This is a genomic window from Achromobacter sp. SD115 (assembly GCF_017355315.1).
Classification (GTDB): Bacteria; Pseudomonadota; Gammaproteobacteria; order Burkholderiales; family Burkholderiaceae_B; genus Achromobacter; species Achromobacter xylosoxidans_B.
This window is the reverse complement of the sequence record NZ_JADIJM010000003.1, coordinates 145,421-172,151: the sequence shown is the minus strand read 5'-3', so window position 1 is coordinate 172,151 and position 26,731 is coordinate 145,421. Positions and strand designations below refer to the sequence as shown.

Annotated in this window: 22 protein-coding genes; 14 read left to right on the top strand and 8 right to left on the bottom strand. The window is 67.7% G+C overall.

Features of this window, described 5'->3' with window-relative positions; all coding sequences use genetic code 11:
- The first annotated feature begins 6 nt into the window (after positions 1 to 6).
- From IPU70_RS05460 to IPU70_RS05440, 5 genes are all read left to right on the top strand, one after another.
- Positions 7 to 2,724 (top strand): nitrate reductase, encoded by a 2,718-nt coding sequence (locus tag IPU70_RS05460; RefSeq protein WP_242702332.1) that lies wholly within the window; start codon positions 7 to 9, stop codon positions 2,722 to 2,724.
- A gap of 126 nt (positions 2,725 to 2,850) precedes the next feature.
- Positions 2,851 to 3,576, top strand: coding sequence for a hypothetical protein (locus IPU70_RS05455; protein ID WP_013395740.1), 726 nt, complete (start codon positions 2,851 to 2,853; stop codon positions 3,574 to 3,576).
- An 83-nt stretch (positions 3,577 to 3,659) separates the two neighbouring features.
- Positions 3,660 to 3,977 carry a YqjD family protein gene (locus tag IPU70_RS05450; protein ID WP_013395739.1) on the top strand — a complete coding sequence of 106 codons (318 nt, stop codon included), beginning with the start codon at positions 3,660 to 3,662 and terminating at the stop codon, positions 3,975 to 3,977.
- Between the two features lie 69 nt (positions 3,978 to 4,046).
- On the top strand, positions 4,047 to 4,463 hold the full coding sequence (locus tag IPU70_RS05445) for a phage holin family protein (protein WP_043544378.1): 417 nt from the start codon (positions 4,047 to 4,049) through the stop codon (positions 4,461 to 4,463).
- Between the two features lie 3 nt (positions 4,464 to 4,466).
- On the top strand, positions 4,467 to 4,835 hold the full coding sequence (locus IPU70_RS05440) for a hypothetical protein (protein WP_207465571.1): 369 nt from the start codon (positions 4,467 to 4,469) through the stop codon (positions 4,833 to 4,835).
- A gap of 65 nt (positions 4,836 to 4,900) precedes the next feature.
- Here the strand turns inward: IPU70_RS05440 and ubiD are convergent, their stop codons facing one another.
- A complete protein-coding gene (gene ubiD / locus IPU70_RS05435) occupies positions 4,901 to 6,445 on the bottom strand; it encodes a 4-hydroxy-3-polyprenylbenzoate decarboxylase (protein WP_207465570.1) in 1,545 nt (514 codons plus the stop codon).
- An 82-nt stretch (positions 6,446 to 6,527) separates the two neighbouring features.
- Between ubiD and IPU70_RS05430 the strand changes: the two genes are divergently transcribed.
- On the top strand, positions 6,528 to 7,349 hold the full coding sequence (locus IPU70_RS05430) for a lytic transglycosylase domain-containing protein (protein ID WP_207465569.1): 822 nt from the start codon (positions 6,528 to 6,530) through the stop codon (positions 7,347 to 7,349).
- A gap of 58 nt (positions 7,350 to 7,407) precedes the next feature.
- Here the strand turns inward: IPU70_RS05430 and IPU70_RS05425 are convergent, their stop codons facing one another.
- Positions 7,408 to 8,568, bottom strand: coding sequence for a pyridoxal phosphate-dependent aminotransferase (locus IPU70_RS05425; protein WP_207465568.1), 1,161 nt, complete (start codon positions 8,566 to 8,568; stop codon positions 7,408 to 7,410).
- Between the two features lie 43 nt (positions 8,569 to 8,611).
- On the opposite strand from IPU70_RS05425, the gene IPU70_RS05420 reads away from it, so the two are divergent.
- The 4 genes from IPU70_RS05420 to IPU70_RS05405 all read left to right on the top strand — a co-directional run bounded on the left by IPU70_RS05420 (position 8,612) and on the right by IPU70_RS05405 (position 13,604).
- Entirely contained in the window at positions 8,612 to 9,499 is an 888-nt protein-coding gene (locus IPU70_RS05420) for an FAD-binding protein (protein WP_207465567.1), read from the top strand.
- 142 nt (positions 9,500 to 9,641) lie between these two features.
- Positions 9,642 to 11,930, top strand: coding sequence for an NADP-dependent malic enzyme (locus IPU70_RS05415; protein ID WP_207465566.1), 2,289 nt, complete (start codon positions 9,642 to 9,644; stop codon positions 11,928 to 11,930).
- Positions 11,911 to 13,140, top strand: coding sequence for a patatin-like phospholipase family protein (locus tag IPU70_RS05410; RefSeq protein WP_242702331.1), 1,230 nt, complete (start codon positions 11,911 to 11,913; stop codon positions 13,138 to 13,140). The genes IPU70_RS05415 and IPU70_RS05410 overlap by 20 nt, the downstream gene beginning before the upstream one ends.
- A complete protein-coding gene (locus IPU70_RS05405) occupies positions 13,137 to 13,604 on the top strand; it encodes a barstar family protein (RefSeq protein ID WP_207465565.1) in 468 nt (155 codons plus the stop codon). Before IPU70_RS05410 ends, IPU70_RS05405 begins: the two co-directional genes overlap by 4 nt.
- A 10-nt stretch (positions 13,605 to 13,614) precedes the next feature.
- Here IPU70_RS05405 and IPU70_RS05400 read toward each other — a convergent pair whose 3' ends face one another.
- A complete protein-coding gene (locus IPU70_RS05400; protein WP_207465564.1) occupies positions 13,615 to 14,346 on the bottom strand; it encodes a 16S rRNA (uracil(1498)-N(3))-methyltransferase in 732 nt (243 codons plus the stop codon).
- A gap of 265 nt (positions 14,347 to 14,611) precedes the next feature.
- Here IPU70_RS05400 and tkt point away from each other — a divergent pair, with 265 nt between their 5' ends.
- From tkt to IPU70_RS05380, 4 genes are all read left to right on the top strand, one after another.
- Entirely contained in the window at positions 14,612 to 16,648 is a 2,037-nt protein-coding gene (gene tkt / locus IPU70_RS05395; RefSeq protein ID WP_207465562.1) for a transketolase, read from the top strand.
- A gap of 14 nt (positions 16,649 to 16,662) precedes the next feature.
- The gene (gene gap, locus IPU70_RS05390; RefSeq protein WP_013395726.1) at positions 16,663 to 17,673 is read left to right on the top strand and encodes a type I glyceraldehyde-3-phosphate dehydrogenase; all 1,011 of its coding nucleotides are present in this window, start codon (positions 16,663 to 16,665) and stop codon (positions 17,671 to 17,673) included.
- Positions 17,674 to 17,768: 95 nt separating this feature from the next.
- Entirely contained in the window at positions 17,769 to 18,965 is a 1,197-nt protein-coding gene (locus IPU70_RS05385; protein WP_013395725.1) for a phosphoglycerate kinase, read from the top strand.
- A gap of 156 nt (positions 18,966 to 19,121) precedes the next feature.
- A complete protein-coding gene (locus IPU70_RS05380; protein WP_207465560.1) occupies positions 19,122 to 20,810 on the top strand; it encodes a SulP family inorganic anion transporter in 1,689 nt (562 codons plus the stop codon).
- A 36-nt stretch (positions 20,811 to 20,846) separates the two neighbouring features.
- On the opposite strand, the gene fabI is transcribed toward IPU70_RS05380, so the two are convergent.
- The 5 genes from fabI to IPU70_RS05355 all read right to left on the bottom strand — a co-directional run bounded on the left by fabI (position 20,847) and on the right by IPU70_RS05355 (position 26,730).
- Entirely contained in the window at positions 20,847 to 21,620 is a 774-nt protein-coding gene (gene fabI, locus IPU70_RS05375; protein ID WP_207465558.1) for an enoyl-ACP reductase FabI, read from the bottom strand.
- On the bottom strand, positions 21,617 to 22,801 hold the full coding sequence (locus IPU70_RS05370) for an acetate/propionate family kinase (RefSeq protein ID WP_207465556.1): 1,185 nt from the start codon (positions 22,799 to 22,801) through the stop codon (positions 21,617 to 21,619). Before IPU70_RS05370 ends, fabI begins: the two co-directional genes overlap by 4 nt.
- 31 nt (positions 22,802 to 22,832) lie before the next feature.
- Entirely contained in the window at positions 22,833 to 23,777 is a 945-nt protein-coding gene (locus tag IPU70_RS05365) for a phosphate acetyltransferase (protein WP_207465554.1), read from the bottom strand.
- Complete coding sequence (locus tag IPU70_RS05360) at positions 23,774 to 26,152, bottom strand: DUF3141 domain-containing protein (protein ID WP_207465552.1); 2,379 nt, start codon at positions 26,150 to 26,152, stop codon at positions 23,774 to 23,776. Before IPU70_RS05360 ends, IPU70_RS05365 begins: the two co-directional genes overlap by 4 nt.
- A 182-nt stretch (positions 26,153 to 26,334) precedes the next feature.
- Positions 26,335 to 26,730, bottom strand: a complete 396-nt coding sequence (locus IPU70_RS05355; protein WP_207465550.1) for a VOC family protein — start codon at positions 26,728 to 26,730, stop codon at positions 26,335 to 26,337.
- Position 26,731 lies beyond the last annotated feature (1 nt).

The window sequence follows — 26,731 nt, the reverse complement described above, 5'->3', positions numbered from 1 at the left end:
GCGCCCATGGCTCGCCGGATCGATATCGTGGACGCGGCGCCGCAAGGCGTGCGCGAAGTGGCGTCGGTGTGCTGCTATTGCGGCACCGGCTGCGGCGTGCGGGTAGAGACGCGCGACGGCGCGGTACTGCGCGTGCGCGGCGACGAGCAGCATCCCGCCAATCGCGGCAGGCTGTGCAGCAAAGGCCTGGCGTTGGCGGACACGGTGCGGCGCGACGACGCGCGCGTGCTGTCGGCGCAATGGCGCGAGACACGCGGCCAGGCCCTGTGCAGCATCGCGCTGGAGCAGGCGCTGGATATCGCGGCGGCCAAGCTGGCCGACACGATTGCGCGGCATGGGCCGGACGCCGTGGGCTTCTATCTGTCGGGGCAGTTGCTGACCGAGGACTACGCCGTTTTCAACAAGCTGGCGCGCGCGCTGGCCGGCACCAACAACATCGACACCAATTCGCGCCTGTGCATGTCCAGCGCGGTGTCGGGCTACAAGCGCACCCTGGGCGCGGACGCGCCGCCCGCCTGCTACGAAGACCTGGACCTGGCGGACACGGTGCTGATCGCCGGCTCCAACATGGCGTATGCGCATCCCGTGCTGTTCCGGCGGCTGGAGGCCGCGCGGGCGCTGCGCCCGGGAATGAAGGTGATCGTCGCGGACCCGCGGCGCACCGATACCGCGGCGTTCGCCGACCTGCATCTGCAGTTGGCGCCCGGCACCGACGTGGCCCTGTTCCACGCCATGCTCAATGTCATGGAGCAGGAGGGCTTGCTGGACCACCGCTACATCCAGCGCCATACCGAGGGCTTCGAGGCGCTGATGCAGCGTGCGCGGCAGTACACGCCGCAAGCGGCGCAGGCGATCTGCGGCGTGCCGGCAGCGGACATCGTCCAGGCGGCGCGCTGGTTCGGCGCGGCGGGCGCGGCGCTGTCGCTCTACACCATGGGCTTGAACCAGTCGGCCAGCGGCACCGACAAGAACGCCGCGCTGATACACCTGCATCTGGCCACCGGGCAGATCGGCAAGCCGGGCGCGGGGCCATTCTCGCTGACGGGGCAACCCAATGCGATGGGCGGCCGGGAGGCCGGCGGCATGGCCACGCTGCTGCCGGGCCACCGCGATCCCGCATCGCCCGCGGATCGCGAGGAAGCCGCCGCGTTGTGGGGCGTGGACGCCTTGCCGCAGGCGCCGGGCGCCAGCGCGCTGGAGATGTTCGACGCGGTGCTGGAAGGGCGCATCAAGGTGCTGTGGATAGCGGCCACCAACCCGGCGCAGTCCTTGCCGGATCAGGCCCGGGTTCGCGCGGCGCTGGAGCGCGCCGAGTTCGTCATCGTGCAGGAGGCGTACGCGGGCACCGAGACATTGGCCTATGCCGACCTGGTGCTGCCGGCCGCCACCTGGCCCGAGAAATCCGGCACGGTCACCAATTCGGAACGGCGCATCAGCCGGGTGCGCGCGGCGATCGATCCGCCAGGCGATGCGCAGCCGGACTGGCGCCTGGCGCAGGCGGTCGCGCTGCGCCTGGCCGCCCGCATGGCCCCGCACAAGGCGGCGCTGTTCGCCTACCGGGATGAAAGCGAAGTCTTTGCCGAGCACGTCCGTACGACGGCGGGCCGGGACCTGGACTACAGCGCGCTGGATTACGCGACACTGCACGCGCACGGGCCGCAGCAATGGCCCTACCGGCAAGGGCAAGGCACGGCGCGCCTGTATGCCGATGGGGTGTTCCCCACCGCCAGCGGACGCGCGCGGTTCTGCGACGTGGACTACCGGCCGGTCGCCGAAGCCACTACGCCGCAGTATCCGCTGCGGCTCACCACCGGCCGCCTGCGCGATCACTGGCACACCATGGCGCGCACCTCCCTGGCCCGCGCTCTGACGCAGCATGTCGAGGAACCGTGGGTGTCCATGCATCCCGAGGACATGCGCCGGTTGGCGCTGGCGCCCGGCGCGCTGGCCAGGGTGGCTTCGCGCCGGGGTAGTGTGGTGCTACCCGTGCAGGCGGACGAGTCACTGGCAGCGGGACAGGTGTTCCTGCCCATGCACTGGGGCAGCGCCTACATGGCCGGGCAGGGGGTGAATGCGCTGACCAATCCGGCCGCCGATCCCATTTCGCGCCAGCCTGAACTCAAGCACTGTGCCGTGTCCGCGGAACCGGCCGGCCTGGCGTGGCAGGCCGCCGGCTGGCTGCAGGGCGACGGCGCCGCGCTGCGCGCGCGGCTGGCGCCCTGGCTGCGGCGCTTCGACTACGCGGTGGTCCTGCCGGTGGGCGCGGGCGGCGTGCGCATGCGCCTGGCGGCCTGCGCCGCGCCGCCGGCACAGGAGCTGGCAGCGATGGCGGATGCGCTGGGCCTGATCGAGCCCGATGTGGCTTTCGACGACCCTGCGCGCGGCCAGATGCGCAGGGTCAGGGTGGCGCACGGCGCCTTGCATGGCTTCCTGCTGGCCGGCGACCTGCGGGCGCAGGATGCGCTGCTGTCCTGGGCCGGCGGCGGCGATGCGCCGGCCAGCGTGGCGGCGCTGCTGACGGGGCGGGTCGCGGGGGCGGCGCGCTCGCGCGCGGTCTGCGTCTGCAACGGCGTGAGCGAGGCCGCGATCCTGGCCGGCATCGGTCAAGGCTGCGATCTGGCGGCCTTGAAATCCACACTGGGCTGCGGCACCGGCTGCGGTTCCTGCGTGCCGGAGATCCAGGCGCTGATCGGCCGCGCCGCGCTTGCTGGCACCCCTGCGTAGCCGCTGCTGGCGCGGCCGCGCCGACACGTTCCGACACGCGCCGGGCTTTGCAACCGGTGTAGTATCAAGCCAACCCTGCGCCAGGCGCGGGCGGTTTTTTCCGGATTCATGGAGTGGCTTGTGACGATGCGAAAAATGGCATCCCTGGTTTTTACGGTGGGCGCGCTGGGCGCGGCCGCTGCGGCGCAGGCCGGCGTGTGCGATGCGCAGTTCATGCATGACGGCGGCGCGGTGCAACTGACCGGCACCGGCAACCTGGCGCTGGGCGCCGACCTGACTTTCGCCGAAGTTACAAAAAGCAATGGCGACAACTGCCGCGCGCGCGTGCAGGGCGTGGCCACGTTCAGCTATGCCGGCCTGCCGCCAGGCAAGTCCAAGCTGGATTACCTGATGACGGTCAAGGGCGGCCAGGCCACCTTCCTGCGCTATGCCAGCGCGGGCGAGGCGCCCAAGCCTTCCGAAGGCCAGTTCGACCTGCGCATGCTGGGCCTCTTCGCCTATGACGGCCAGCTTAGCGCCGGCCAGAAGCTGCCCGGCTCGTCCTTCCGCCTGAAGATCGGCAAGGAAGCGCCGGTGGGCGGCCAGCCCAGCACCACCGTGCGCATCGGCGAGAAAACCGTGGGACAGAAGACGTCGGTAAAGACGGCCCTGGGCTCGCAGTCCTGCCATCCGATCACCTACACCCGCAACTCCGATCCCACCATGGCCACGTTCCAGGGCCTGACCATTCCCATCCCGGGCATGAACACCACCGTGACGGACTGGTACTGTCCGGCGATCAATCTGGTGATGAAGCAGGACATCGATCAGGGCGGCGTCAAGTCCGCCGTTGAGATTACGCAAATCAAGTAGCACCCCGTAGCAAGCGCGCCGTGTGTCCCGCATGGCGGCTGGTATGATGGTTCCGTCATTGACACACAACAGGAGCTCAAATAATGGCCACGAGAAAATCCGAAGAAGTCGCAAAAGAAAAACTCATCGACAGTGTCAAGTCCAGCCTGAATGACGCCGAAAGCCTGCTGCGCGAAGCCGCCAGCAGCACGGGCGACAAGGCCAACGAATTGCGCGACCGCGCGCTGACGTCCCTGAAGCGCACGCGCGAAGCCCTGTACGAAGCACAGGATGCCGTGCTGGAACGCGGCCGCAAGGCCGCCCGCGCGACCGACGACTACGTGCACGACAATCCCTGGCAAGCCATCGGCATCGCAGGCGTGACCGGCCTGCTGCTCGGCTTGCTGATCAGCCGCCGCTGATAGGGCAGGACATCCGGGCGGGCGGCGCGGGCGCAAGGCCGCGCTTCCCGCCCGGCGTCCTTTTCAGCCATGGGTCTACGAAAATCTGTTTTCGGCGTTGCCTCCAGCGTGGTCGGGCTGTTGCGCACGCGCCTGGAATTGCTGGCGCTGGAAGCGGCGGACGAAAAAGCGCGCCTGCTCAAGCTTTTGGGCATGGCGTTTGCTGCGCTGCTGTTCCTGACGCTGGCGGTGCTGGTCTTCACCGTCACGGTCGCGGTGGCGTTCTGGCCCACTGAAGACCGCTATCTGGCCCTGGGCCTGCTGGCGGGTTTCTACGGTCTGGTTGGCGTGGCCTTGCTGGTGGCGGTGCGCCACGGGCTGGTCTATGGCGCGCCGCCGTTCGCCGCTACGCTCGAAGAACTCGGGCGCGACGCCGAACTGCTGGAGCGAGTGCGCGACGCGCAGGACGACGACGAAGCGCAGGCGCGCCGGCGCGAGGAGGGCTGAAGCATGACGAAAAGGTCTCCCACCGTCGACCGCGCCGTGCGCATCGAATTGCTGCGCGCCCGCGCCGCCATCGAACGCGAATCGCTGGCGCAAAGCATCGCGTCAACCGGACGCAAGCTGGAACCTGCCGCGCTCCTCAAGGGACTGCTGCCGGGCTTGGCCTCGGGCGGCGCATCGCGCTGGGCCTTGCAGGCAATCAGTTTGGCGCGGCGCTATCCCATCGTCAGCTCATCGCTGTCCGCCATGATCATGCGCGGCGGCAAGCGCTCCAAGCTCTTGAAGATCGCCGGCGGCGCCTTTGTCGGCTGGCAATTGTTCAAGGCCTGGCAGAACTCGCGTCGCGATGATGATCCGGCGGCCGGCCAACGCTGACGCTGCGGCTTTGCCCAATAAAAACCCGCCATGCAGGCGGGTTTTTTATGGTGCGAGCCCGGAACTCAAAGGCCCAACTGCCCCCACATCTCATCCACCCGCTTCTTGACGTCCGCATCCATGGCGATAGGCGTGCCCCATTCGCGATTGGTTTCGCCGGGCCATTTGTTGGTGGCGTCCATGCCCATCTTGCCGCCCAGGCCGGAGACCGGCGAGGCGAAGTCCAGGTAGTCGATGGGGGTGTTCTCCACCAGCAAGGTGTCGCGCACCGGATCCATGCGGGTGGTCATCGCCCACACCACTTCCTTCCAGTCGCGCGGGTTGATGTCCTCGTCCACCACCACGATGAACTTGGTGTACATGAACTGGCGCAGGATGCTCCACAGGCCGAACATGACGCGCTTGGCATGGCCGGCGTACTGCTTGCGGATCGAGACCACCGCCAGGCGGTAGCTGCAGCCTTCCGGCGGCAGGTAGAAGTCCACGATTTCCGGCAACTGGCGGCGCAGCAGCGGCACGAAGACCTCGTTGAGCGCCACGCCCAGCACCGCGGGCTCGTCTGGCGGTTTGCCGGTGTAGGTGGAGTGGTAGATGGGATTGCGCCGCATCGTGATCCGCTCCACCGTGAAGACGGGGAACCAGTCCTGCTCGTTGTAGTAGCCGGTATGGTCGCCATAGGGACCTTCCAGCGCCATTTCGTAATCGGTATTCGGCGGCGGGTTGACGCCTTCGGGCACGACAGGCGCGATGGCGCGCGGGTCGGAGGACGGCAGCAGATGGCCTTCCAGCACGATTTCGGCCCAGGCCGGCACGGACAGGTCGCTGCCCAGCGCGCGGGCGACCTCGGTGCGGGAACCGCGCAGCAGGCCCGCGAACTGGTATTCGGACAGGCTGTCGGGCACGGGCGTGACCGCGCCCAGCGTGGTGGCCGGGTCGGCGCCCAGGGCGACGGCGATGGGGAAGGGCGTGCCGGGATGCGCCAGGGCGTGGTCGCGGAAGTCGAGCGCGCCGCCGCGGTGCGATAGCCAGCGCATGATCAGCTTGTTGGGACCCAGCAGTTGCTGGCGGTAGATGCCCAGGTTCTGCCTGCGCGCATTGGGGCCGCGCGTGATCACCAGGCCCCAGGTCAAGAGCGGCGCCACGTCGCCGGGCCAGCAGGTCTGGATCGGCAGGCGGTTCAGGTCCACGTCCTTGCCTTCCCAGACGATTTCCTGGCAGGCAGGGCTCCTGACGTTCTTGGGGCTCATGTCCCACAGCGCGGACTTCAGCATCGAGACCTTGGCCAGTGCGTCGCGCAGACCCTTGGGTGCTTCGGGCTCGCGCAGCGAGGCCAGCAGCTCGCCGATGTCACGCAGGGCGCTGACGTCGTCGGCGCCCATGCCGCGGGCCACGCGGGCCGGGGTGCCGAACAGGTTGGTCAGCACCGGCATCTGCGCGGGCTGCCCGTTGTGCTGCGCGTTTTCAAACAGCAGGGCGGGCCCTTCCGCGCGCAGGACACGGTCCGATATTTCAGTCATTTCCAGCCGGGTGGACACCGGCGCAGCGATGCGTCTGAGCTCGCCCATGCGTTCAAGTTGGGCGATGAAGTCTCTAAGGTCGCGGTATTTCACTACAGATCCCAGCTATTTGGTTACATGTTGGGTAGACAGAGAGGTTAACATTGACTCCCTCTTTTTTAACGCAGGAGGTTTTATGCCCGATGCGTCAGTGGCCAGCTTGTTCCGAAGCCTGGCCCAAGGAGTGCACCAATATCTTGCCGAGTCCCTGCGCATCTGCTCCGTTTATCTGGGCATTGCGGTCATTGTGACGGTAAGCATGGGATTCGCCCTGCCTGGTTTGCGCGACCAGGCACTGCAAGTGCACAAAGCCTTGTTGACCGCCCTAGCGCCTTCATCCATGCAAGCCGGCATCGAATCCGAAGCCGGTTCCGAACTGGGTTCCGACAGTGCGTCGGCAATTGCCATGGCCGTTCCCTCTGCTCCCGCCAGCAATGCCACCGGCATGCTGGGGCCCGCCCGTGTCGCCCCTCCGGCGCCCAAGAAACCTGCCGTGATGACCGCCACCGGTCCTCAGGCGGAAGCCTTGCGCAACTATATTTCGCGCAAGTACAAGGTCGCCTATGACGCCACCGGCCCGCTCTTGAACGTCGTGTACAAGGTCAGCCGCGAAAAGCAGCTGGACCCGCTGCTGGTGCTGGCCGTGATCGCCATCGAGTCCCGCTACAACCCCCTGGCCGAAAGCCATGTGGGCGCCCAGGGGCTGATGCAGGTGATGACCAGCGTGCACCAGGACAAGTTCGACGCGGTCGGCAAGAACCCGCTAGACCCCGCCGCCAATATCGGCGTGGGCGCCACCATCCTGCGCGACTGCATCAACCGCCGCGGTTCGGTGGATGGGGGCTTGGCCTGTTACGTGGGTTCCACGGGGCCGGACGACAACGGCTATGGCGCCAAGGTGCAGGCGGAGCGCCGCCGCCTGGCGCTGGCCTCCGGCATCGCGCTGGCGCGCGACTGACAGCCGGCCTGGCCTGAGCGCAAAGCGCGTCCCCTGGGGACGCGCTTTGTTTTTGGGGTCAGCCTTGCAGCAGGCGGCCGATGCGGACGACTGCCTCTTCCAGCCGGTCCAGGCCGGTGGCATAGGAAAAGCGCATGGTGTGGCCGCCATGGGCCGGCCCGAAGTCCAGGCCTGGCACGGCGGCCACGCCGGCTTCCAGCAGCAGGCGCTGCGAGAACGCGGCGCTGTCCATGCCCAGGTTGGCGATGTCGGCATAGATATAGAAAGCGCCGTCCGGCTTGACCGGCACCTGGATGCCCAGGCGCTCGAATTCCGGCAGCAGGTAGTCGCGGCGTTGCTTGAAGGCTTCGCGGCGGTGCTCGAAGGTCTTCATGGCGCCGGGCGAGAAGCAGGCCAGCGCGGCGTGCTGCGCCAAGGTGGGCGCGCAGATCGCCAGGCTGGCGGCGATTTTCTCCACCGGCGCCACCATGTCCTCGGGCACGATCATCCAGCCCAGGCGCCAGCCCGTCATGTGGAAGTACTTCGAGAAGCTGTTGATGACGATGACGTCGTCGTCCAGCGTCAGGGCCGAGCGTGGCTGGCCTTCGTAGGACAGGCCCAGATAGATTTCATCGACGATGGCGAAGCCGTCGCGGGCGCGGACCTGCGCCAGCAATTCGGCCAGTTCGCCGTGGTCGATGGACGTGCCGGTGGGGTTGCTGGGCGAGGCGACCAGCACGCCCTGGGTGGCGGGCGTCCAGTGGCTGGCCACGTCCTGCGCCGACAACTGGAAGCGCTTGGCCGCCGTGCTGGGGATCAGGCGCTGCACGCCGCCCGCCGCCAGCACGAAATTGCTGTTGGCGGGGTAGGACGGATCCGGCATCAGCACTTCACCGCCCTGATTGACCAGCGCCGCGCAGGCCAGCGTCAGGGCACCGGAGGCGCCGGCGGTGACAATGACGCGGGCCGGATTGATCCGGGCGCCGAACTGCTCTTGATAGAACTGGGCGATGGCCTCGCGCAGCGGCGTCAGGCCGGCCGAGGGACTGTAGCCGCTGAGGCCGGCGCGCGCCGCGCGCTCCAGCGCTTCCACGACCTGGGGGGGCGCGGTAAAGTCCGGTTCGCCGATGCCCAGGCTGATAATGTCCTTGCCCGCTGCCTGCAGCGCTTGCGCCTGCTTGAATAGTTCCATTACCTGGAAGGTCAGGAAATCGTTGGTGCGATGGGCAAGGCGGGGCATCGGATTCTCGAAGGCGTTTTGTAGCGGAAAAGGAATTGTAGTCATGCAGCCATCCCGGCGCGCTTTCCTCCTGGGCCGTCGTCCGGCCCGCAGCCCGTGGTCGGCCTTCATGGAGCGGCTGGCCCTGCTCTGCCAGGGATCCGTCCGAGACCTGGGCGAGGCGGAAGAGGGCGCCCCCCGGGCCGTGCTGGCAGCGGCGCAGGACGCGGACGTGGCGCATGCGCGCACGCTTTGCGCCGAATACCGCGTGACGCTGGCGCTGACGGGAGCCGAAGGACCCTTCAAGACGGCCCACGGCCCGCTCCTGCGGGTGGATCCGTCCGCCCTGACCGGGCTGGTGCGCCTGTCCGGCGATACCGGACGCTGGCGCGCGCAGCCCGGGACGCTGGTGGCGGCGCTGGCCCAGGCCGGGCTGAGACAGTTCGCCGGCCTGCCCGCGGACCTGACGCTGGCCGCGTGGCTGGCGGCCAAGGCCAACTGGCCCGCCGGGCGTTGCGCAGAGTCGGGGGTGCTGGCGCTGGACGTGATGCTGGCGGACGGCATAGAAGAAACGCTGGGACCGTTCGGCGAGTCGGACGTCCAGCCCCTGCGTTCCGCCACGGTGCAGCGCCTGGTGCCGACGCTGTTCCAGCTGGCTGCGGGCGGCGATGCCTTCGCCACCCGGGACGGCGAGCGCTGGCTGGGCCGCTACCGGCTGGATGCCCTGAAGCCGGAAGCGCCCGCCACCGTCAACCTGGCGCATCTGCTGCTGGGACAGGGCGGCACGCTGGCCTGGGTGCAGACGGTGACGCTGGCCGACGCCGCGCCCGCGCCCCAAACGCCCATGAGCGGGGACGAGCCGCCCGGCTTGGCCACCACCCGCCTGGATTCCCGGGTGAAGGCGCTGTTCGATCCCGATGGTCGTTTTCCCTCATTCCACATCGCGGAATAGCGACAATTTGTAAGCCGGCGCTAACATGGGATGCGCATGCTTATCCAAGGGGCAGGCGGGGATTGCCGAGGTATCGCGGCGCCCGCCATCGGAATAGAATTCCCCCCTTTCGTGTCACACACTCTAGCCAGTAGCCGCCCCTATGGATGCCAATCTCCGCAAAGCCGCCCTTGAATACCATGAGCTTGGTCGCCCCGGCAAAATCTCGGTCACGCCGACCAAGCAGCTCACCAATCAGCGCGACCTGGCCCTGGCGTACTCGCCCGGCGTGGCGGCAGCCTGTGAAGAGATCGTGGCCGATCCGGCCAATGTGTACCGCTATACGGCGCGCGGCAACTTGGTGGGCGTGATCACCAACGGCACCGCGGTGCTGGGCCTGGGCAACATCGGCGCGCTGGCCTCCAAGCCGGTGATGGAAGGCAAGGCGGTGCTGTTCAAGAAGTTCGCTGGCCTGGACGTCTTCGACATCGAAATCAACGAGACCGACCCGGACAAGCTGGTCGAGATCATCGCCGGCCTGGAAGCCACCTTCGGCGGCATCAATCTTGAAGACATCAAGGCCCCCGAATGCTTCACCGTCGAGCGCAAGCTGCGCGAGCGCATGAAGATCCCTGTCTTCCACGATGACCAGCATGGCACCGCGATCTGCGTGTCGGCCGCCTTCATCAACGGCCTGAAGGTCGTGGGCAAGGACATCAAGCAGGTCAAGGTGGTGACCTCGGGCGCCGGCGCCGCCGCGCTGGCCTGCCTGGACCTGATGGTGGACCTGGGCCTGCCGCTGGAAAACATCTGGGTCACCGACATCGAAGGCGTGGTCTACGAAGGCCGCACCGTGCTGATGGACCCGGACAAGGCGCGCTTCGCGCAAAAGACGGACGCGCGCAAGCTGGCCGAGGTGATCCAGGACGCCGACGTGTTCCTGGGCCTGTCGGCCGGCGGCGTGCTCAAGCCCGAGATGGTCGCGGCGATGGGCCCGCGCCCGCTGATCCTGGCGCTGGCCAACCCCACGCCCGAGATCCTGCCGGAACTGGCGCAATCGGTGCGCGACGACGTGGTCATGGCGACCGGCCGTTCGGACTATCCGAACCAGGTCAACAACGTGCTGTGCTTCCCCTACATCTTCCGCGGCGCGCTGGACGTGGGCGCCACCACCATCACGCGTGAAATGGAAAAGGCGGCGGTCTACGCCATTGCCGAGCTGGCCGAGGAAGAGCAGAACGAAGTCGTGGCGGCGGCCTATGGCACCTACGACATTTCCTTCGGTCCTGAATACCTGATTCCCAAGCCTTTCGATCCGCGCCTGATCGTGCGCATCGCCCCGGCGGTGGCCAAGGCCGCCATGGAAGGCGGCGTGGCCACGCGTCCGCTGGCCGACCTGGAAGCCTACGAAGAGCAGCTGCAGCAGTTCGTGTACCACTCGGGCGCGTTCATGAAGCCGCTGTTCTCCGCGTCCAAGCGCATCGTGCGTGAAGGCGGCCCGGCCCGCATCGTGTTCGCCGAAGGCGAGGACGAGCGCGTGCTGCGCGCGGTGCAGGTGATCGTGGACGAAGGCCTGGCTCGTCCCATCCTGGTGGGCCGTCCGTCGGTGCTGCTGACCCGCATCGAAAAGCTGGGCCTGCGGCTGCGCCTGGGCGAGGACGTCGAAGTCACCAACCCGGAATACGACGAGCGCTTCCACCAGTACTGGACCACGTACTGGGAACTGATGTGCCGCCGTGGCATCACCAAGGAAATGGCGCGTGTGGAAATGCGCCGCCGCATGACGCTGATCGGCGCGATGATGGTGCGCCTGGGCGATGCCGACGGCATGGTCTGCGGTTCGGTGGGCGCGTACCACGACCACCTGCGCTTCGTGGACGAAGTCATCGGCCGCCGCCCTGGCCACAATGTGTACGCCGCCATGAACATCCTGCTGCTCAATGAGCGCACGGTGGTGCTGGTGGACACGCACGTCAATGACGAACCCTCGGCCGAGCAGATCGCCGAATTCACCATCGCCGCCGCCAACGAGATGCGCCGCATGTACCTGGCGCCCAAGATCGCGCTGCTGTCGCGTTCGAACTTTGGGTCGGGCAGTTCGGCCTCGGGCGCGAAGATGCGCCGCGCGCTGGAGCTGGTGCGCCAGGCCGCGCCGGACCTGGAGATCGACGGCGAGATGCACGGCGACTGCGCGCTGGACGAAGCGCTGCGCATGCGCATCCTGCCGTCGTCCACGCTCAAGGGCCAGGCCAACCTGCTGGTGTGCCCGAACGTGGACTCGGGCAACATCGCCTACAACCTGCTCAAGACGGCCGCCGGCGGCAACGTGGCGGTGGGGCCGTTCCTGCTGGGCGCGAACGCGCCGGTGCACATCCTGACCTCCAGTTCCACCGTGCGCCGCATCGTCAACATGACCGCGATGACGGTGGTCGATGTCAATACACCGCGTTGATGTGACGCCACCCGGTCCGGCGTGCCCGCGCACGCCGACCGGCCTGGTCCTGACCGGAGGCGGCGCCCGCGCCGCCTATCAGGTGGGCGTGCTCAGCGCCATCATGGAGTTGCTGGATCCGGACTGGCACTCGCGCTTTCAAAATCCTTTCCACATCATCTGCGGCACGTCCGCCGGCGCCATCAACGCCGCCGCGCTGGCCTGCCGCGCCGACCGGCCTCATCTGGGCGTGCGCCGCATCCGCCGGCTGTGGTCCTCCCTGAACACCGACATGATCTACCGGGCCGATGCGCCCGGCCTGATCCGTACCGGCGTGCGCTGGCTGGGCTTGCTGTCGCTGGGGTGGATGTACTCGGGCCTGACGCGCAAGCGGCCCCATTCGCTGCTGGACAACAGCCCCATGCAGGGCCTGCTGGAGCGGGTGCTGGACTTCCAGCACCTGCGCACCAATCTTGAAAGCGGCGCGCTGTCGGCGTTGGCGATCACGGCCTCGGGCTACACCAGCGGCGAGCACTTGACCTTCTATCAGGCGCATACGCCCATCGAGCCCTGGCACCGCTATCTGCGGCTGGCGCTGCCCACGCCCATCGGCATCGACCACCTGATGGCCTCGTCCGCCATTCCCTTCGTCTTCCCGGCCCGCCAGGTGCAGGTGCATGGCAAGGGGGAGTGGTGCGGCGACGGCTCGATGCGCCAGCTTGCGCCCATCAGTCCGGCCATACACCTGGGGGCGCATCGGGTGCTGGTGATAGGCACGGGTTTCCGCGACGAAACCCACCCTGAAAACCGCGAGGATTCGCCACCCTATCCCTCGCTGGCCCAGGTCGGCGGGCATGCGCTGGCCAGCATTTTCCTGGATGGCCTGTCGGCCGATGTCGAGCGCCTGGAACGCATCAACTTTCTGATGGACCAGTCCAGTACGGACGGCGCGCAGGGCCACGCGCGCCGCATCGAGGTCCTGACGATCACCCCCAGCCAGTCGCTGGATGTCATGGCGCTGGAACATTTGCAGGATATGCCGGCCCAGGCCCGTGCCCTTTTCCGCGTACTCGGTGTATCGTCCGACCCAGACCGTCCCGGCGGCGGGTCGCTGATGTCCTACCTCTTATTTGAATCCAGCTACACCAAGCGATTGATTGAACTGGGTTATGCCGATACGATGCAGCGTAACGACGAAGTGATCGCCTTTTTCAAGGGGGCTCAGGCATGACGCGCAATGGCCAATCTACTCTGCAGCGGCAGCTGATGCGCGGCGGTGCGCTGGCCCATGACGGGCTGGACAAGAAGGCCGTGGTGGATGCCGCCCATGAGCTTGGCTTGGCCCTGTTCGTCGCCAATTGCGATCCTGCCCGCAGCCGTTCCGCGGTGCTGCGCGCCATCGTCAAGGCGGTCGATTTCCCCGAATACTTCGGTGGCAACCTGGACGCGCTCTACGACTGCCTGTGCGACACCGTGCTGGACCACAAGACCGGCGTGGTGCTGTGGCTGTACAAGCTGCATTCGGGCGATCCGGCGCTGGAAGAAGACGCCGGCCGCATCGAAACCGTGTGCTCCGACGCGGCGGATTTCGCCCGCGAAAACGGTCGCGTTTTTGCGTATGTCATCGAGCACGCCGGACGCCATCCGGACCCCGAGCCCGGCGTGGCGGCAGCGCCCTACGGCGAAGACAACTGACCTGATCGCCTTACCAGGCCAGCAGCGCGCTGGCCGCCGACAGTAGCGCCAGTCCCGCGGTCTCGGTGCGTAGCACCCGGGGGCCGAAGCGCACGGCCTGCACGCCCGCCTCGCGGGCCTGGGCCAATTCCTTGTCCGACCATCCGCCTTCGGGCCCCACCAGCAAGGTCAGGGCCTGCAGGTTCGGCATGGCACGCAGCGCGCCGGCAAGATTGTCACTCGCTTCGGGATGACACATTAGCCGCAGGCCGTCGGCGGGCTGTTGCAGCCAGTCGGCCAACGTGAGCGGCGCGTCCACCGCCATCAGCCGGTTGCGGCCGCATTGTTCGCTGGCGGATTGCGCGATGCGCTGCCAATGCGCCACGCGCTTGTCGAGCCGGGGGCCCGACAATTGCAGCACGCTGCGCTGGGCGGCGATGGGGCAGACGCGCGCGGCGCCCAGCTCCACGGCCTTCTCCACCACCCAGTCCATCTTGTCCCCGGAGGGCAGCCCCTGCACCAAAGTAACGCGTCCGGCCAGTTCGGCTTCGCGCGGCAGGAATTGGCCCAGTTGCGCAAAGCCGGCCTTGCCGTCCACCTCGAGCGTGGCGGGATATTCGCCGCCCTGGCCGTTGAACAGCGCCACGGCTTCGCCCGCGCGCAGCCGGAGCACGCGCAGCGCATGGTGCGCCAGGGCGTCCGGCAGCGCCACGCGGGCGCCGGCGGTCAGGGGGATGTCGCAGAAGAAACGGGGGGCTGACATGAATGTGTGCAAACTGATTTGATGTGGAGAAAGACTTTCTTGCCGCCGGGCCTTTTCAAGGCAAAAAACGCTCCTTGGGGGCAGCTGGCCGGCGCAGCGGGCCCGGCTTGGGGGCGCTTGTTCTCGGGTCAGTAGCCTAGCACGGGGCCGCCATCTGGCCGATGGCGTCGGGGAAACCCCTGGATGCTAAAATCCCATGCTTCGCAACCTACTCAACTGGCCCCTATTTCGATCGTAGGCCCGCCAGCTTCAAAGAGCCTTCCGAATGAGCAATCCGACCGCCCCTAAACTTGCCTTGGCGGATGCCATCCGCGCCCTCGCGATGGACGCCGTGCAACAAGCGAACTCCGGGCATCCGGGTGCTCCCATGGGCATGGCGGAAATCGCCCAGGCCTTGTGGGCCGGCAACCTGCGTCACAATCCCAAGGATCCCGCCTGGGCCAACCGCGACCGCTTCGTGCTGTCCAACGGCCACGGCTCGATGCTGATCTACGCCTTGCTGCACCTGACCGGCTACGACCTGCCGATCGAAGAACTGAAGAATTTCCGCCAGCTGCATTCCAAGACGCCGGGCCACCCCGAAGTGGGCATCACCCCGGGCGTGGAAACGACCACCGGCCCGCTGGGCCAGGGCCTGGGCAATGCCGTGGGCATGGCGCTGGCCGAAGCGCTGCTGGCCGCCGAGTTCAACAAGCCCGGCCACACTCTGGTCGATCATCACACCTACGCCTTCACCGGCGACGGCTGCCTGATGGAAGGCATCTCGCACGAAGTCTGCTCGCTGGCCGGCACGCTCAAGCTGGGCAAGCTGGTGGTGCTGTATGACGACAACGGCATTTCCATCGACGGCCACGTCGAACACTGGTTCGCCGACGACACCGCCAAGCGCTTCGAAGGCTACGGCTGGAACGTGATCCGCGGCGTGGACGGCCATGACGTCGCGGCCGTGGACGCCGCCATCAAGGCCGCGCGCAAGCAATCGGAAAAGCCGACGCTGATCGTCTGCCGCACCGTCATCGGCAAGGGTTCGCCCAATATGGCCGGCACGCACAATGTGCACGGCGCGCCGCTGGGCAAGGACGAAATCGCCGCCACCCGCGCCGCGCTGGGCTGGTCGTCGGAACCGTTCCAGATTCCGCAAGACATCTACGACGGCTGGGATGGCCGCAAGCAGGGCGCCGCCGCCCAGGCTGAATGGCAGTCGGCATTTGACGCCTACGCCGCCGAATTCCCCGCCGAAGCCGCCGAATTCACGCGCCGCATGAAGGGCGAAATGCCCGCCGGTTACGCCGAACAGTTCAAGGCGTTCCTGGACGCCACGCTGGAAAAGGCCGAAACCGTCGCTACCCGCAAGGCTTCGCAGTTTGCGATCACCGCGCTGGCTCCGCTGCTGCCGGAAATGTTGGGCGGCTCGGCCGACCTGACGGGCTCCAACTTCACCGACTGGAAGGGCGTTGCCGCCGTCCGCGCCGGCGACAAGGGCATCCAGTTCGGCCGCCACATCAACTACGGCGTGCGCGAATTCGGCATGGCCGCCATCATGAACGGCGTGGCCCTGCACGGCGGCTACCTGCCGTTCGGCGGCACGTTCCTGACGTTCTCCGACTACTCGCGCAACGCCATCCGCATGGCCGCGCTGATGAAGCAGCGCGTGGTGCACGTGTTCACGCACGACTCGATCGGCCTGGGCGAAGACGGCCCGACTCACCAGTCGATCGAACACGCCTCCAGCCTGCGCCTGATTCCCAACCTGTCCCTGTGGCGTCCTTGCGATACGGCCGAAACCGCCGTGGCCTGGAACGCGGCCGTGACGCGCCCGACCAGCATCGGCATGGACGTGCACGACGGCGGCCCGACGGCCCTGTTGCTGTCGCGCCAGAACCTGCCGTTCGTGCCGCGCGACGCCGCCACCGTCGAGGCCATCGCCCGCGGCGGCTATGTGCTGCGCGATGCCGAAGGCGCCCGCGCCGTCATCATCGCCACCGGCTCGGAAGTCGCCATCGCGCTGGATGCGCAGGCGCAGCTGGCCAAGGAAGGCGTCGCCGTGCGCGTGGTCTCCATGCCCAGCACCGACGTGTTCGACCGCCAGGACGCCGCCTGGAAGCAATCCGTGCTGCCCAAGGGCCTGCCGCGGGTGGCCGTCGAAGCCGGCATCACCGCCTTCTGGCATAAGTACGTGGGCCTGGAAGGCGCCGTCGTCGGCATCGACCGCTACGGTGAATCCGCGCCTGCCGGCGCACTGTTCAAGTTCTTCGGGCTGACCGCCGACAAGGTGGCCGAGACCGTCAAGCAAGTTTTGTAAAAAGGAGCTCAGTCATGACTATTCGCGTCGCCATCAACGGTTACGGTCGCATCGGCCGCAACATCCTGCGTGCCCACTACGAAGGTGGCAAGAAGCACGATATCGAAATCGTCGCCATCAATGACCTGGGCGATCCCAAGACCAACGCCCACCTGACGCGCTACGACACCGCCCACGGCAAGTTCCCGGGCACCGTCGAAGTCGACGGCGACTTCATGGTCGTCAATGGCGACAAGATCCGCGTGCTGGCCAACCGCAACCCGGCCGAGCTGCCCTGGGGCGAGCTGAAGGTCGACGTGGTGCTGGAGTGCACGGGCTTTTTCACGACCAAGGAAAAGGCCGGCGCGCACATCAAGGGCGGCGCCAAGAAAGTCATCATCTCGGCCCCCGGCGGCAAGGACGTTGACGCCACCATCGTGTACGGCGTCAACCACGGCGTGCTGAAGGCTACCGACACCGTCATCTCCAACGCGTCGTGCACCACCAACTGCCTGGCCCCGCTGGTCAAGCCGCTGAACGACAAGCTGGGCCTGGAAAACGGCCTGATGACCACCGTCCACGCCTACACCAACGACCAGGTCCTGACCGACGTCTACCACGAAGACCTGCGCCGCGCGCGTTCGGCCACCATGAGCATGATCCCCACGAAGACCGGCGCCGCCGCCGCCGTGGGCCTGGTGCTGCCGGAACTGAACGGCAAGCTGGACGGCTACGCCATCCGCGTTCCGACCATCAACGTGTCGCTGGTCGACCTGTCGTTCGTGGCCAGCCGCGACACGACCGCCGAAGAAGTGAACGGCATCCTGAAGGCCGCCTCGGAAGGCGAGCTCAAGGGCATCCTGGACTACAACACCGAGCCCCTGGTTTCGGTGGACTACAACCACAACCCGGCCTCCAGCACCGTTGACGCGTCGCTGACCAAGGTTTCGGGTCGTCTGGTCAAGGTCTCGTCCTGGTACGACAACGAGTGGGGCTTCTCGAACCGCATGCTCGACACCACCGTCGCGCTGATGTCGGCCAAGTAAGCAATACGGCTAGTCCATAGAGGGGACGGATTTGTTTTCCGCGAGTGCGGAAAATGGGTTCGTCCCCTTTGTACGCCCATCGTAGGAATCCAAATATGTCCAAGGTCAACACTCTGTCCGCGCTGGCCAAGTCCGGCGCCTTGTCCGGCAAGCGCGTGTTCATCCGCGCCGATCTGAACGTGCCGTTCGACGACGCCGGCCGCATCAGCGAAGACACCCGCATCCGCGCCTCGGTGCCCGGCATCCGCATGGCGCTGGACGCCGGCGCCGCTGTCATGGTCACCTCCCACCTGGGCCGTCCCAAGGAAGGCGTGCTGACCGACGCCGATTCGCTGGCCAAGGTCGGCCAGCGCCTGTCCGAGCTGCTGGGCATGCCCGTGCAGCTGGTGCGCGACTGGGTCGACGGCGTCCAGGTCGATCACGGCCAGGTCGTGCTGCTGGAAAACTGCCGCGTCAACGTCGGCGAGAAGAAAGACGACGAGACGCTGTCCAGGAAGATGGCGGCGCTGTGCGACGTCTACGTCAACGACGCGTTCGGCACCGCCCATCGCGCCGAAGCCACCACCCATGGCATCGCGCGCTTTGCGCCCGTGGCCTGCGCCGGCCCGCTGCTGGCCGCTGAACTGGATGCCCTGGGCCGCGCGCTGCACGAACCCAAGCGCCCGCTGGTCGCCATCGTGGGCGGCTCCAAGGTGTCGACCAAGCTGTCGATCCTGCAGTCGCTGGCCGACAAGGTCGACCAGCTGGTCGTGGGCGGCGGCATCGCCAACACCTTCATGCTGGCCGCCGGCCTGTCCATCGGCAAGTCGCTGGCCGAACCCGACCAGGTCGACCAGGCGCGCGCCGTGATCGACATCATGAAGCAGCGCGGCGCGGCCGTGCCGATTCCGGTGGACGTGGTGTGCGCCAAGGCGTTCGGCGCCGACGCCGAAGCCACCGTCAAGGCGGCTGAAGACGTGGCCGACGACGACATGATCCTGGACATCGGCCCCAAGACCGCGGCGCAGCTGGCCGAGATCCTGAAGCAAGCCGGCACCATCGTCTGGAACGGTCCCGTGGGCGTGTTCGAGTTCGACCAGTTCGCCAACGGCACCGAAGTGGTGGCGCGCGCGATCGCCGAATCGGCAGGCTTCTCGATCGCCGGCGGTGGCGACACGCTGGCCGCCATCGCCAAGTACGGCATTGGCGAACAGGTCGGCTACATCTCGACCGGCGGCGGCGCTTTCCTGGAATTCCTGGAAGGCAAGACCCTGCCCGCCGTGGCCGTGCTGGAAGCCCGCTACGCCAAGTAAAACGGTTTGCCCCGCAAAGCCGAAGCCGCCCCGATGGGGCGGCTTTTTCACGCACGCTATTTGATGGCGGCCGCCCCGGTTCGGCTGGCTTGGTGTAGCCTTGGCGCAAACAGCCGCTCCGAGCGCGCTTCCTCCCCGATTTTCCCTCGCAGCATCATGAACTTACGTTTCATTCCCGGCCTCAACAACTTCCGCGGCATCACCCGGGAATCGGCGCGGCGCGACGTCACCGCCGGCCTGAGCGTGGCGGCGGTGGCGCTGCCGGTGGGCCTGGCATACGCGGCCATGATGGGCGTGCCGCCCGTGGCCGGCCTGTGGGCGGCCATCGCCGGGATGCTGGGCTACGCCTTGTTCGGCTCTTCACGCACCTTGATCGTCGGGCCGGACACGGCCACCTGCACCCTGATCGCGGCCACCCTGACCGGGATGGCGCTGACCACGCCGGAAGACCGGCTGGTGGCTGCCACCGGCATCGCCCTGACGGTGGGTGTGGGCTGCCTGATCGCGCGTGCCTTGCGGCTGGGCGTGCTGGCCAACCTGCTGTCGAGGCCGGTGCTGATCGGCTACATGGCGGGGGTGGCGATCACGCTGGCCCTGTCGCAGCTGAGCGGCCTGACCGGTGTGGGCCTGCGCAACAGCGGCCTGGTGCATCCCTTCCTGGAGTTGTCGCGGCGCCTGCCCGAAATCCAGATCCCGACGCTGATCCTGGGCCTGACATCCTGCGCGCTGCTGGTGGCGGTGAAGCGCTGGCGGCCGACCTGGCCTGGGCCCATCCTGCTGGTGGTGCTGGCCTGCCTGCTGTCGTGGCTGTTCAATTTTCCCGGGCTGGGTATCGCGGTGGTGGGCGAGGTGCCCGCCGGTTTGCCGGCGCTGAGCCTGCCGGTGCGGCTGGAGGGCCTGGACGGCATCCTGCTGGGCGCGGCGGGAGTCTTGGTGGTCAGCTTTTCCAGCGGCATCGTGACGGCGCGCAGCTTTGCCGCACGCACGGGCGAACACGTTGATCCCAACCGCGAGCTGGTGGGCTTTGGCGCGGCCAATATGGCGGCGGGCCTGTTCCAGGGATTCGTGGTGACCGGCGCGGATTCGCGCACGGCGGTGGGACTGGTGGCCGGCGGTTCCTCGCCGCTGGTCAGCGTCACCGCAGCGGCGGCGCTGGCGGTGGTGGTGGGCCTGTTGAGCGGACCGCTGTACTGGCTGCCGCAGGCCGTGTTGTCGGCCATTCTGCTGCTGGCCGCCATCAGCCTGTTCGACGGGCACGCCTTCATGCGGTTGGCCCGCATCTCGCGCATCGAGCTGGCGTTCGGCATCCTGGCCGCGGTGGGCGTGGTGGGCTTTGGTGTGCTGCAAGGCGTGGCGGTGTCGGTGGGCGCCACGCTGCTGTATGCGATGTACGTGTCCGGCAATCCGCGCGATGCCCTGCTGGGCCGGCTCCCCGGGGAAACGGTGCTGGGCAAGCTGCACCTGAATCCCGAGGCGCAGCCGGTGCCGGGCGCGGTGATCTGGCTGTTCGAGTCCTCGGTGTGGTTCTTCAACGCCGATGCCTTCCGCCGGCGCGCGCGCGAGATCATCGAGCAGGCGGGCGACGTGCGCTGGTTCGTGCTGGACGCCGAGGCCATGACCCAGGCCGACGCCGACGCGGTCGAGGCGCTGTACGAGCTCAAGCACACCTTGGATGAGCGTGGCATTACGCTGCTGGTGGCGGGCGGACACGGCCAGTTCCGCACCGCGCTGGAACGTTCCGGCCTGGTCAAGAAGATTGGCCGCGAAAAGATTTTTGGCAGCCCCGAACAGGCGGTGGAAGCGATCGAACGCTGGCGCCAGGCGCCGCCCGCGGCGCTGGGCTAGGGAGCTCCGGTCAGGCGCCCGGCTAGGCGCCCCCGGCTAGTCGATGATGTGATACCCGCCGTCGATGTATATCGTCTGCCCGGTCATGCGGCGGGCGGCGTCGGTGGCCAGCCAGGCGGTGGCTTCGCCCACGTCGTCGATGGACACCAGGCTGCGCGTGGGGGCCTTGGCTTGGGCCCGGTCCAGCAGCGCGTCGAATTCGGCGATGCCCGAAGCGGCGCGCGTCTTCAACGGCCCCGGCGATATCGCGTGCACGCGTATGCCCTGCGGACCCAGTTCCGCCGCCAGATAGCGGGTGGCGGATTCCAGCGCGGCCTTCACCGGCCCCATCATGTTGTAGTGCTCGACCACCATCTGCGAGCCGTAATAGCTCATGCAGAACAGCGCGCCGCCCTTGCGCATCAGCGGCTCGGCCAGCTTGGCCATGCGGATGAAGGACCAGCAGGACAGGTCCATGGCCTGCAGGAAGCCCTCGCGCGAGCAGTCGGTCACGCGGCCGTGCAGATCGTCGCGCGGCGCGAAGGCGATGGAGTGCAGCACGAAATCCAGCTGGCCCCATTCGGCGGCGACGCTGTCGAACACGGCCTCCAACTGGCCTGCGCGCGTCAGGTCCAGCGGCAGCAGCAGCGGCGCTTCCACCTGGCGGGCCAGCGGCTCCACATGGCGCAGGGCCTTGTCGTTCAGGTAGGTCACGGCCAGCTCCGCGCCCAGGGCGCGGAAGGCCTTGGCGCAGCCCCAGGCGATCGAGTCCGCATTGGCGATGCCGGTCACCAGGCCGCGCTTGCCGGCCAGCGGCAGTGCCGCGCTCATCGTTGCTTCACCAGCGCCAGCGTGTGCTGGGCGATGATCAGTTCTTCGTTGGTGCGCACCACGTAGACGCCGATGCGGCTGTCGTCGCTGGAGATGCGCGGCCCGTGGCGGGCGTTGCGTTCAGGGTCCAGCTTGATGCCCAGCCAGCCCCAGTGCTCGCTGATGGCCTGGCGGATCTCGGCGGAGTTTTCGCCCACGCCCGCCGTGAAGACGATGCCGTCCACGCCGTTCATGGCGCAGGCCAGGCCTATCATGCCCTCGGCCACGCGCCAGGCAAAGTACTGCAGCGCCAGCTTGGCCGAGGGGGCGTCGCTGGCCAGCAGTTCGCGCATGTCGTTGCTGATGCCGGAGAGGCCCTTCATGCCGCAATCGTGATAGAGCAGGTGCTCGATCTCATCGTGGTTCATGCCGCGTTCCATCATCCACAGCACCACGCCTGGGTCGAGGCGGCCGGGGCGGGTGCCCATGGGCAGGCCTTCCAGCGCGGTGAAGCCCATGGTGCTGTCCACGCTCTTGCCGTGGTGCATGGCGCAGGCGGAAACGCCCGAGCCCAGATGGGCCACGATGATCTTGCCGCCGGCGATGTCCGGCAGCGCCTTCCGCAGGCGCTGCGCGATGTACTCATAGGACAGGCCATGGAAGCCGTAGCGGCGCACGCCTTCCTGGTACAGCCGTTCCGGCAGGGCGTAGCGGTCGGCCACGTCGGAATGGCTGCGGTGGAACGCGGTGTCGAAGCAGGCGACTTGCGGGATCCAGGGGCGGCGCTCGCGGATCACGCGGATGGGCGCCAGGTTGTTCGGCTGGTGCAGCGGCGCCAGCGGCGTGAAGGTGTCGAGCTTGGCCAGGATGGCATCGTCGATCAGTACCGGCTCGGACAGGTCGGGTCCGCCGTGCACCACGCGGTGGCCCACGGCCAGCGGCGCGCCGCCCAGGTGGCCGCTGAGCCAGGTGCCGACGACTTCCTGGCCGTTGGGCACGTCGGGCGCGTGGCTGGGCGCGATCTCGCGTTCGACCAGGGTCTGGCCGGCGGCGTCGCGCACTTTCAGCTTGGGGTGCGAAGTGCCTATGCCTTCGAGCTGGCCGCCCAGGCGCGGGGCCAGCTCCTGCGCGCCGTCGATGTCGTACAGGTAAAACTTGATGCTGGAACTGCCGGCGTTGATGACGAGGATGGTATCGGTCATGGCGCTGTGATTCCGGGTTGCGTGTGGTGCTTCAGGCTAGCGGACGGGCTTGTTGCTGGGCCAGGTGGTGCGCGTAGATCGCGGCCACCGCGCAGGATGCGAGGCGCGAGCGCGGGCTGTCGGCGCGGCTGGTCAGGATGATGGGCACGCGCGCGCCCAGCACGATGCCGGCCGCTTCGGCGTTGGCCAGGAAGGTCAGGTTCTTGGCCAGCATGTTGCCGGCTTCCAGATCAGGCACGACCAGCACCTGGGCTACGCCGGCCACCGGCGAGCGGATGCCCTTGATGCGGGCGGCGTCGGGACTGATGGCGTTGTCCAGCGCCAGCGGGCCGTCCAGCAGCCCGCCTGAGATCTGGCCGCGGTCGGCCATCTTGCATAGCGCGGCGGCTTCGATGGTGCTGGGGATGCTGGGGTTGACCTGCTCGACCGCCGACAGGATCGCCACGCGCGGCTCGCCCAGGCCCAGGCCGTGGTGCAGGTCGATCACGTTGCGGATGATGTCGGCCTTGGTTTCCAGGTCCGGGAAGATGTTGATGGCGGCGTCGGTGATGAACAGCGGCTCCGCGTAGGTCGGCACTTCCATGATGAAGACGTGGCTGATGCGCCGGCTGCTGCGCAGCCCGGTGCTGCGCGCCACCACTTCATGCATCAGTTCGTCCGTGTGCAGGCTGCCTTTCATCAGCAGCTCGGCCTCGCCGCTGCGCACCAGGGCGACGGCGCATTCGGCCGCCGCGTGGCTGTGCGGCGCGTCGACGATGCGGGCGTCGCCCAGGTTCAGCTTGTGCTCGGCGGCGACGGCGCGGATCTTCTGCTCCGGGCCCACCAGGATAGGCTTGAGCAGGCCCAGGTCGCGCGCTTCGAGCGCGGCCGACAGCGAGGGTTCGTCGCAGGGGTGGGCGATGGCGCAATGCGCCGGCGCCAGCGTCTGCGCGCGCGCGATGAGCTTGTCGTAATGGGTCGAGGGTGGCAGCGTCATTCGGATTTTGCCTTGGCGGATTTGCGCGCGGGACGCGCGGCGGGCTTGGCCGAGGCGCTGCGCTTGGCGCGCACCGGAACGGCAGGCTGGGCCGCGGCCGAGGGGGACTCGTGCCTGGCCGCCGCCGCGCGCACCGATTTGCGCGTCACGGCCGGCGTCTTTTTGGGCGCCGGTTGCAACGCCTCGTCGCGCTTCTGCGCGCGACGCTCGGCATACTCGAAGAGGCGTTCCATCTCGTCCAGGCTGATGCGGGCGGCCTCGCTCAGGGGCTCGGCGGCTTCCAGCACGTGTTTCATGGTGTCCAGCGTCTCGCGGATCGCGGGGGCCGGCGCGTGCTCCAGCAGCTGCGGTATGGCCTGGATCGAGCCGGCCGCGTCCAGGGTCATCAGCAAGGCCTGGTCGCGGATGATGTCCTTGAATTCCTGCAGCGACAGGGCGGTGTCGGATTCGGCGCGCATCTTGCGGATCAGCGCATAGCTGCGTTCGTCCAGGCCGCCTTCGGCACCCGACACGTACAGCAGCATCCGGATCGCGGCGACGCGCAGGCCGCCTTCCAGCATCAGCGACCGCAGTTCCGCGGCGCGCTCTTCCATGAAGCGGCGGTGTTCGGGCGATACGCCCGGGTGCTTGCGCGGCGGGCCGGAGCGCGCGCCCAGGCCGGCCAGGTCCTGCACCAGGGGGGAGCCGTACACGCCCATGAAGGTGCGCTCGTCGGCGGAATCGCGCAGCTCCTGCCAGATGTTCAGGCTGGTCTCGATCAGGTTCGAGAACATTTCCTGGGCCATCAGGAAGGGGTTGGCGGGCGAGGCCGGCTGGCGATGCTCGCGCACTTGCTCGGCGACCTGCGCGATGGGCGCGATGGCCGGATTGCGGTCGGAGATCAATTCATAGGGCAGGCGCAGCGGATGCAGGCGCTGCGACCATTCCGCCGACTGCGGCGTGACCAGGGCGCGCAGCCAGGGCTGCACGAAGCTGCGGTACATGCCCAGGTTGATGTCCGAAATGCGGGCGACGGCGGCGAAGCGGCGGTCGTCCTCTTCATTGCGCTCGACGATGGCGCGCACGTCGTCCAGGCTGCGCTGCTCGAACGACAGCACGTAATTGCCGAAAGCCAGGTCGGCGTTGGGCGTGTCGGGCGTCTTGTCGGCGATTTCCGCCTGATAGATGCCCGGCGGCAGCACGTCGATCATGTCGATGTTGGAGGTGAACTCCTGGTGCTCCTTGCGCGCCACGCTGCCGGACACGAAGATGCCCAGGTGGCCGATGCTTTCGTGCACGGCATAGACGATGGTCTGGCCATGCGCCAGCACTTCGGATTCGTCCTGGTACAGGTCGGGGATCCAGCCCAGCGCCTGCGGCGGGGGCGTGATGTTGTCACCCTTGGAGCAGAACACCACGATGGGCGAGCGGATGTTGCGCAGGTCGATGCGGATTCCGTCCGAGGTCACCAGGCCGGCGGTGGCCAGGCGGTTGCCCACGAACAGGTTGTCGACGATGTACTGGATTTCCGGGCCGTTCAGGAAGACATGGCCGCCCCACCATTTCTCGAAGCTCAGGTAGCGCTTGGCCTCGGTGTCGACATTGGCGTACAGGTTGTACTGCTTGGACCACAGCGTGTTGGCCGGATTTAGGTTCTCGAAGTTCTGCACCAGCCAGGCGCCGTCGAATTTGCCGTCGCCCAGGTCGCTGGTCATGGCGGTGAGCCAGCTGCCGCCCAACAGGCCGCCGGCGTAGCGCATGGGGTTCATGCCGCGCCAGCCGGCCCAGTACGACAGGGGGGCGCCGGCCACGATGATGGGGCCGAACAGTTCGGGCCGCACCGCGGCGGTCATCATGATCTGCCAGCCCGCCTGGCAATTGGCCACCACCACCGGCTTGCCTTCGGCGTTGGGGTGCAGCGCGATGATTTCCTCGAGGAAGCGGGCCTCGGCCATCATCACGTCTTCGACGGTCTGCGTCGGCATGGGCTGCGGCAGGAAGGTGGCGAAGTAGCAGGGGTGGCCGGCGCGCAGCGCCACGCCGATCTCGCTCTCGGGCTTGAAGCCGCCGATGCCGGGGCCGTGTCCAGCGCGCGGGTCGACCACCAGGAAGGGCCGCTTGATGGGATCGGTTTCCACGCCTTCGGGCGGCTTGATGCGCAGCAGGCCGTAGTTGACGGGCCGCGGCAGGCAGCGGCCGTCCATCACCAGTTCGGATTCCATGCTCAGCACATTCGGGGCGCGCTTGGCCATGTGCTCGTGGTACTGGTTGCCGCGCTGGCGCATCACATCGGCGTAAAGCACGCCGCGCTGCCAGGCGTCCACTGCGTATTCGTAGGCGGCCGTCCAGGGGTTGAAGGGCGGGGCGGGTACGCGATCGTTGCCGGATCCGGCCATGGCGATCTCCTGTAGGTTGCTTGCGGCGGCGAACCGCCGCGCCGATTCCGAGTGGAACCGGCCGAGTTGACCTCTCCATTACACCGCAACTGATGTTGCGGTGCAACATCATGGGTCTTGACGCAGGTCAAATGGCACTGATCTTCCCGTCCCCTTTTAGAGCCGGGCCGCCGGGCGACGGTTCAAACCGGGTCGTGGCAGACTGCTTCGATGCGGTTACCCGAAGGGTCCAGCAGGAAAGCGGCGTAGTAGTGGGGGTGGTAATGCCGGCGCAAGCCCGGGGCGCCGTCATCGCGCCCCTCATGGGCCAGGCCAGCGGCGTGGAATGCGTCGACCGCGGCGCGGCTGGGCGCCTTGAAGCACCAGTGGCGGCGCGCGGCCGGTGCAGCGGCGTCGTCGGCGAAAACGGACAGGTAGCTGTGCTGGCTGCGGCCGGCCTGGCAGCGTTCACCGTAGCCGAGCGCGTCGGGGCGGTCATAGACCTTGGCCGCGCCCAGCGCCTGCATGATGGCGTCGTAGAACGGCCGTGCGGCGTCCAGGCGGGAAACGGCGATGGAGACGTGATCCAGCAGTTGCATC

Bases quoted from the DNA above. Each gene is read 5' to 3' on its own strand.
- IPU70_RS05445 (WP_043544378.1), top strand. From the start codon at position 4,047: ATGGGTCTACGAAAATCTGTTTTCGGCGTTGCCTCCAGCGTGGTCGGG.
- IPU70_RS05360 (WP_207465552.1), bottom strand. From the start codon at position 26,152: ATGGCCGGATCCGGCAACGATCGCGTACCCGCCCCGCCCTTCAACCCC.
- IPU70_RS05450 (WP_013395739.1), top strand. From the start codon at position 3,660: ATGGCCACGAGAAAATCCGAAGAAGTCGCAAAAGAAAAACTCATCGAC.
- IPU70_RS05355 (WP_207465550.1), bottom strand. From the start codon at position 26,730: ATGCAACTGCTGGATCACGTCTCCATCGCCGTTTCCCGCCTGGACGCC.
- IPU70_RS05455 (WP_013395740.1), top strand. From the start codon at position 2,851: ATGCGAAAAATGGCATCCCTGGTTTTTACGGTGGGCGCGCTGGGCGCG.
- gap (WP_013395726.1), top strand. From the start codon at position 16,663: ATGACTATTCGCGTCGCCATCAACGGTTACGGTCGCATCGGCCGCAAC.
- IPU70_RS05440 (WP_207465571.1), top strand. From the start codon at position 4,467: ATGACGAAAAGGTCTCCCACCGTCGACCGCGCCGTGCGCATCGAATTG.
- IPU70_RS05420 (WP_207465567.1), top strand. From the start codon at position 8,612: ATGCAGCCATCCCGGCGCGCTTTCCTCCTGGGCCGTCGTCCGGCCCGC.
- IPU70_RS05415 (WP_207465566.1), top strand. From the start codon at position 9,642: ATGGATGCCAATCTCCGCAAAGCCGCCCTTGAATACCATGAGCTTGGT.
- IPU70_RS05425 (WP_207465568.1), bottom strand. From the start codon at position 8,568: ATGCCCCGCCTTGCCCATCGCACCAACGATTTCCTGACCTTCCAGGTA.
- IPU70_RS05380 (WP_207465560.1), top strand. From the start codon at position 19,122: ATGAACTTACGTTTCATTCCCGGCCTCAACAACTTCCGCGGCATCACC.
- IPU70_RS05410 (WP_242702331.1), top strand. From the start codon at position 11,911: ATGTCAATACACCGCGTTGATGTGACGCCACCCGGTCCGGCGTGCCCG.
- IPU70_RS05385 (WP_013395725.1), top strand. From the start codon at position 17,769: ATGTCCAAGGTCAACACTCTGTCCGCGCTGGCCAAGTCCGGCGCCTTG.
- IPU70_RS05400 (WP_207465564.1), bottom strand. From the start codon at position 14,346: ATGTCAGCCCCCCGTTTCTTCTGCGACATCCCCCTGACCGCCGGCGCC.
- IPU70_RS05405 (WP_207465565.1), top strand. From the start codon at position 13,137: ATGACGCGCAATGGCCAATCTACTCTGCAGCGGCAGCTGATGCGCGGC.
- IPU70_RS05370 (WP_207465556.1), bottom strand. From the start codon at position 22,801: ATGACCGATACCATCCTCGTCATCAACGCCGGCAGTTCCAGCATCAAG.
- IPU70_RS05460 (WP_242702332.1), top strand. From the start codon at position 7: ATGGCTCGCCGGATCGATATCGTGGACGCGGCGCCGCAAGGCGTGCGC.
- fabI (WP_207465558.1), bottom strand. From the start codon at position 21,620: ATGAGCGCGGCACTGCCGCTGGCCGGCAAGCGCGGCCTGGTGACCGGC.
- IPU70_RS05430 (WP_207465569.1), top strand. From the start codon at position 6,528: ATGCCCGATGCGTCAGTGGCCAGCTTGTTCCGAAGCCTGGCCCAAGGA.
- tkt (WP_207465562.1), top strand. From the start codon at position 14,612: ATGAGCAATCCGACCGCCCCTAAACTTGCCTTGGCGGATGCCATCCGC.
- IPU70_RS05365 (WP_207465554.1), bottom strand. From the start codon at position 23,777: ATGACGCTGCCACCCTCGACCCATTACGACAAGCTCATCGCGCGCGCG.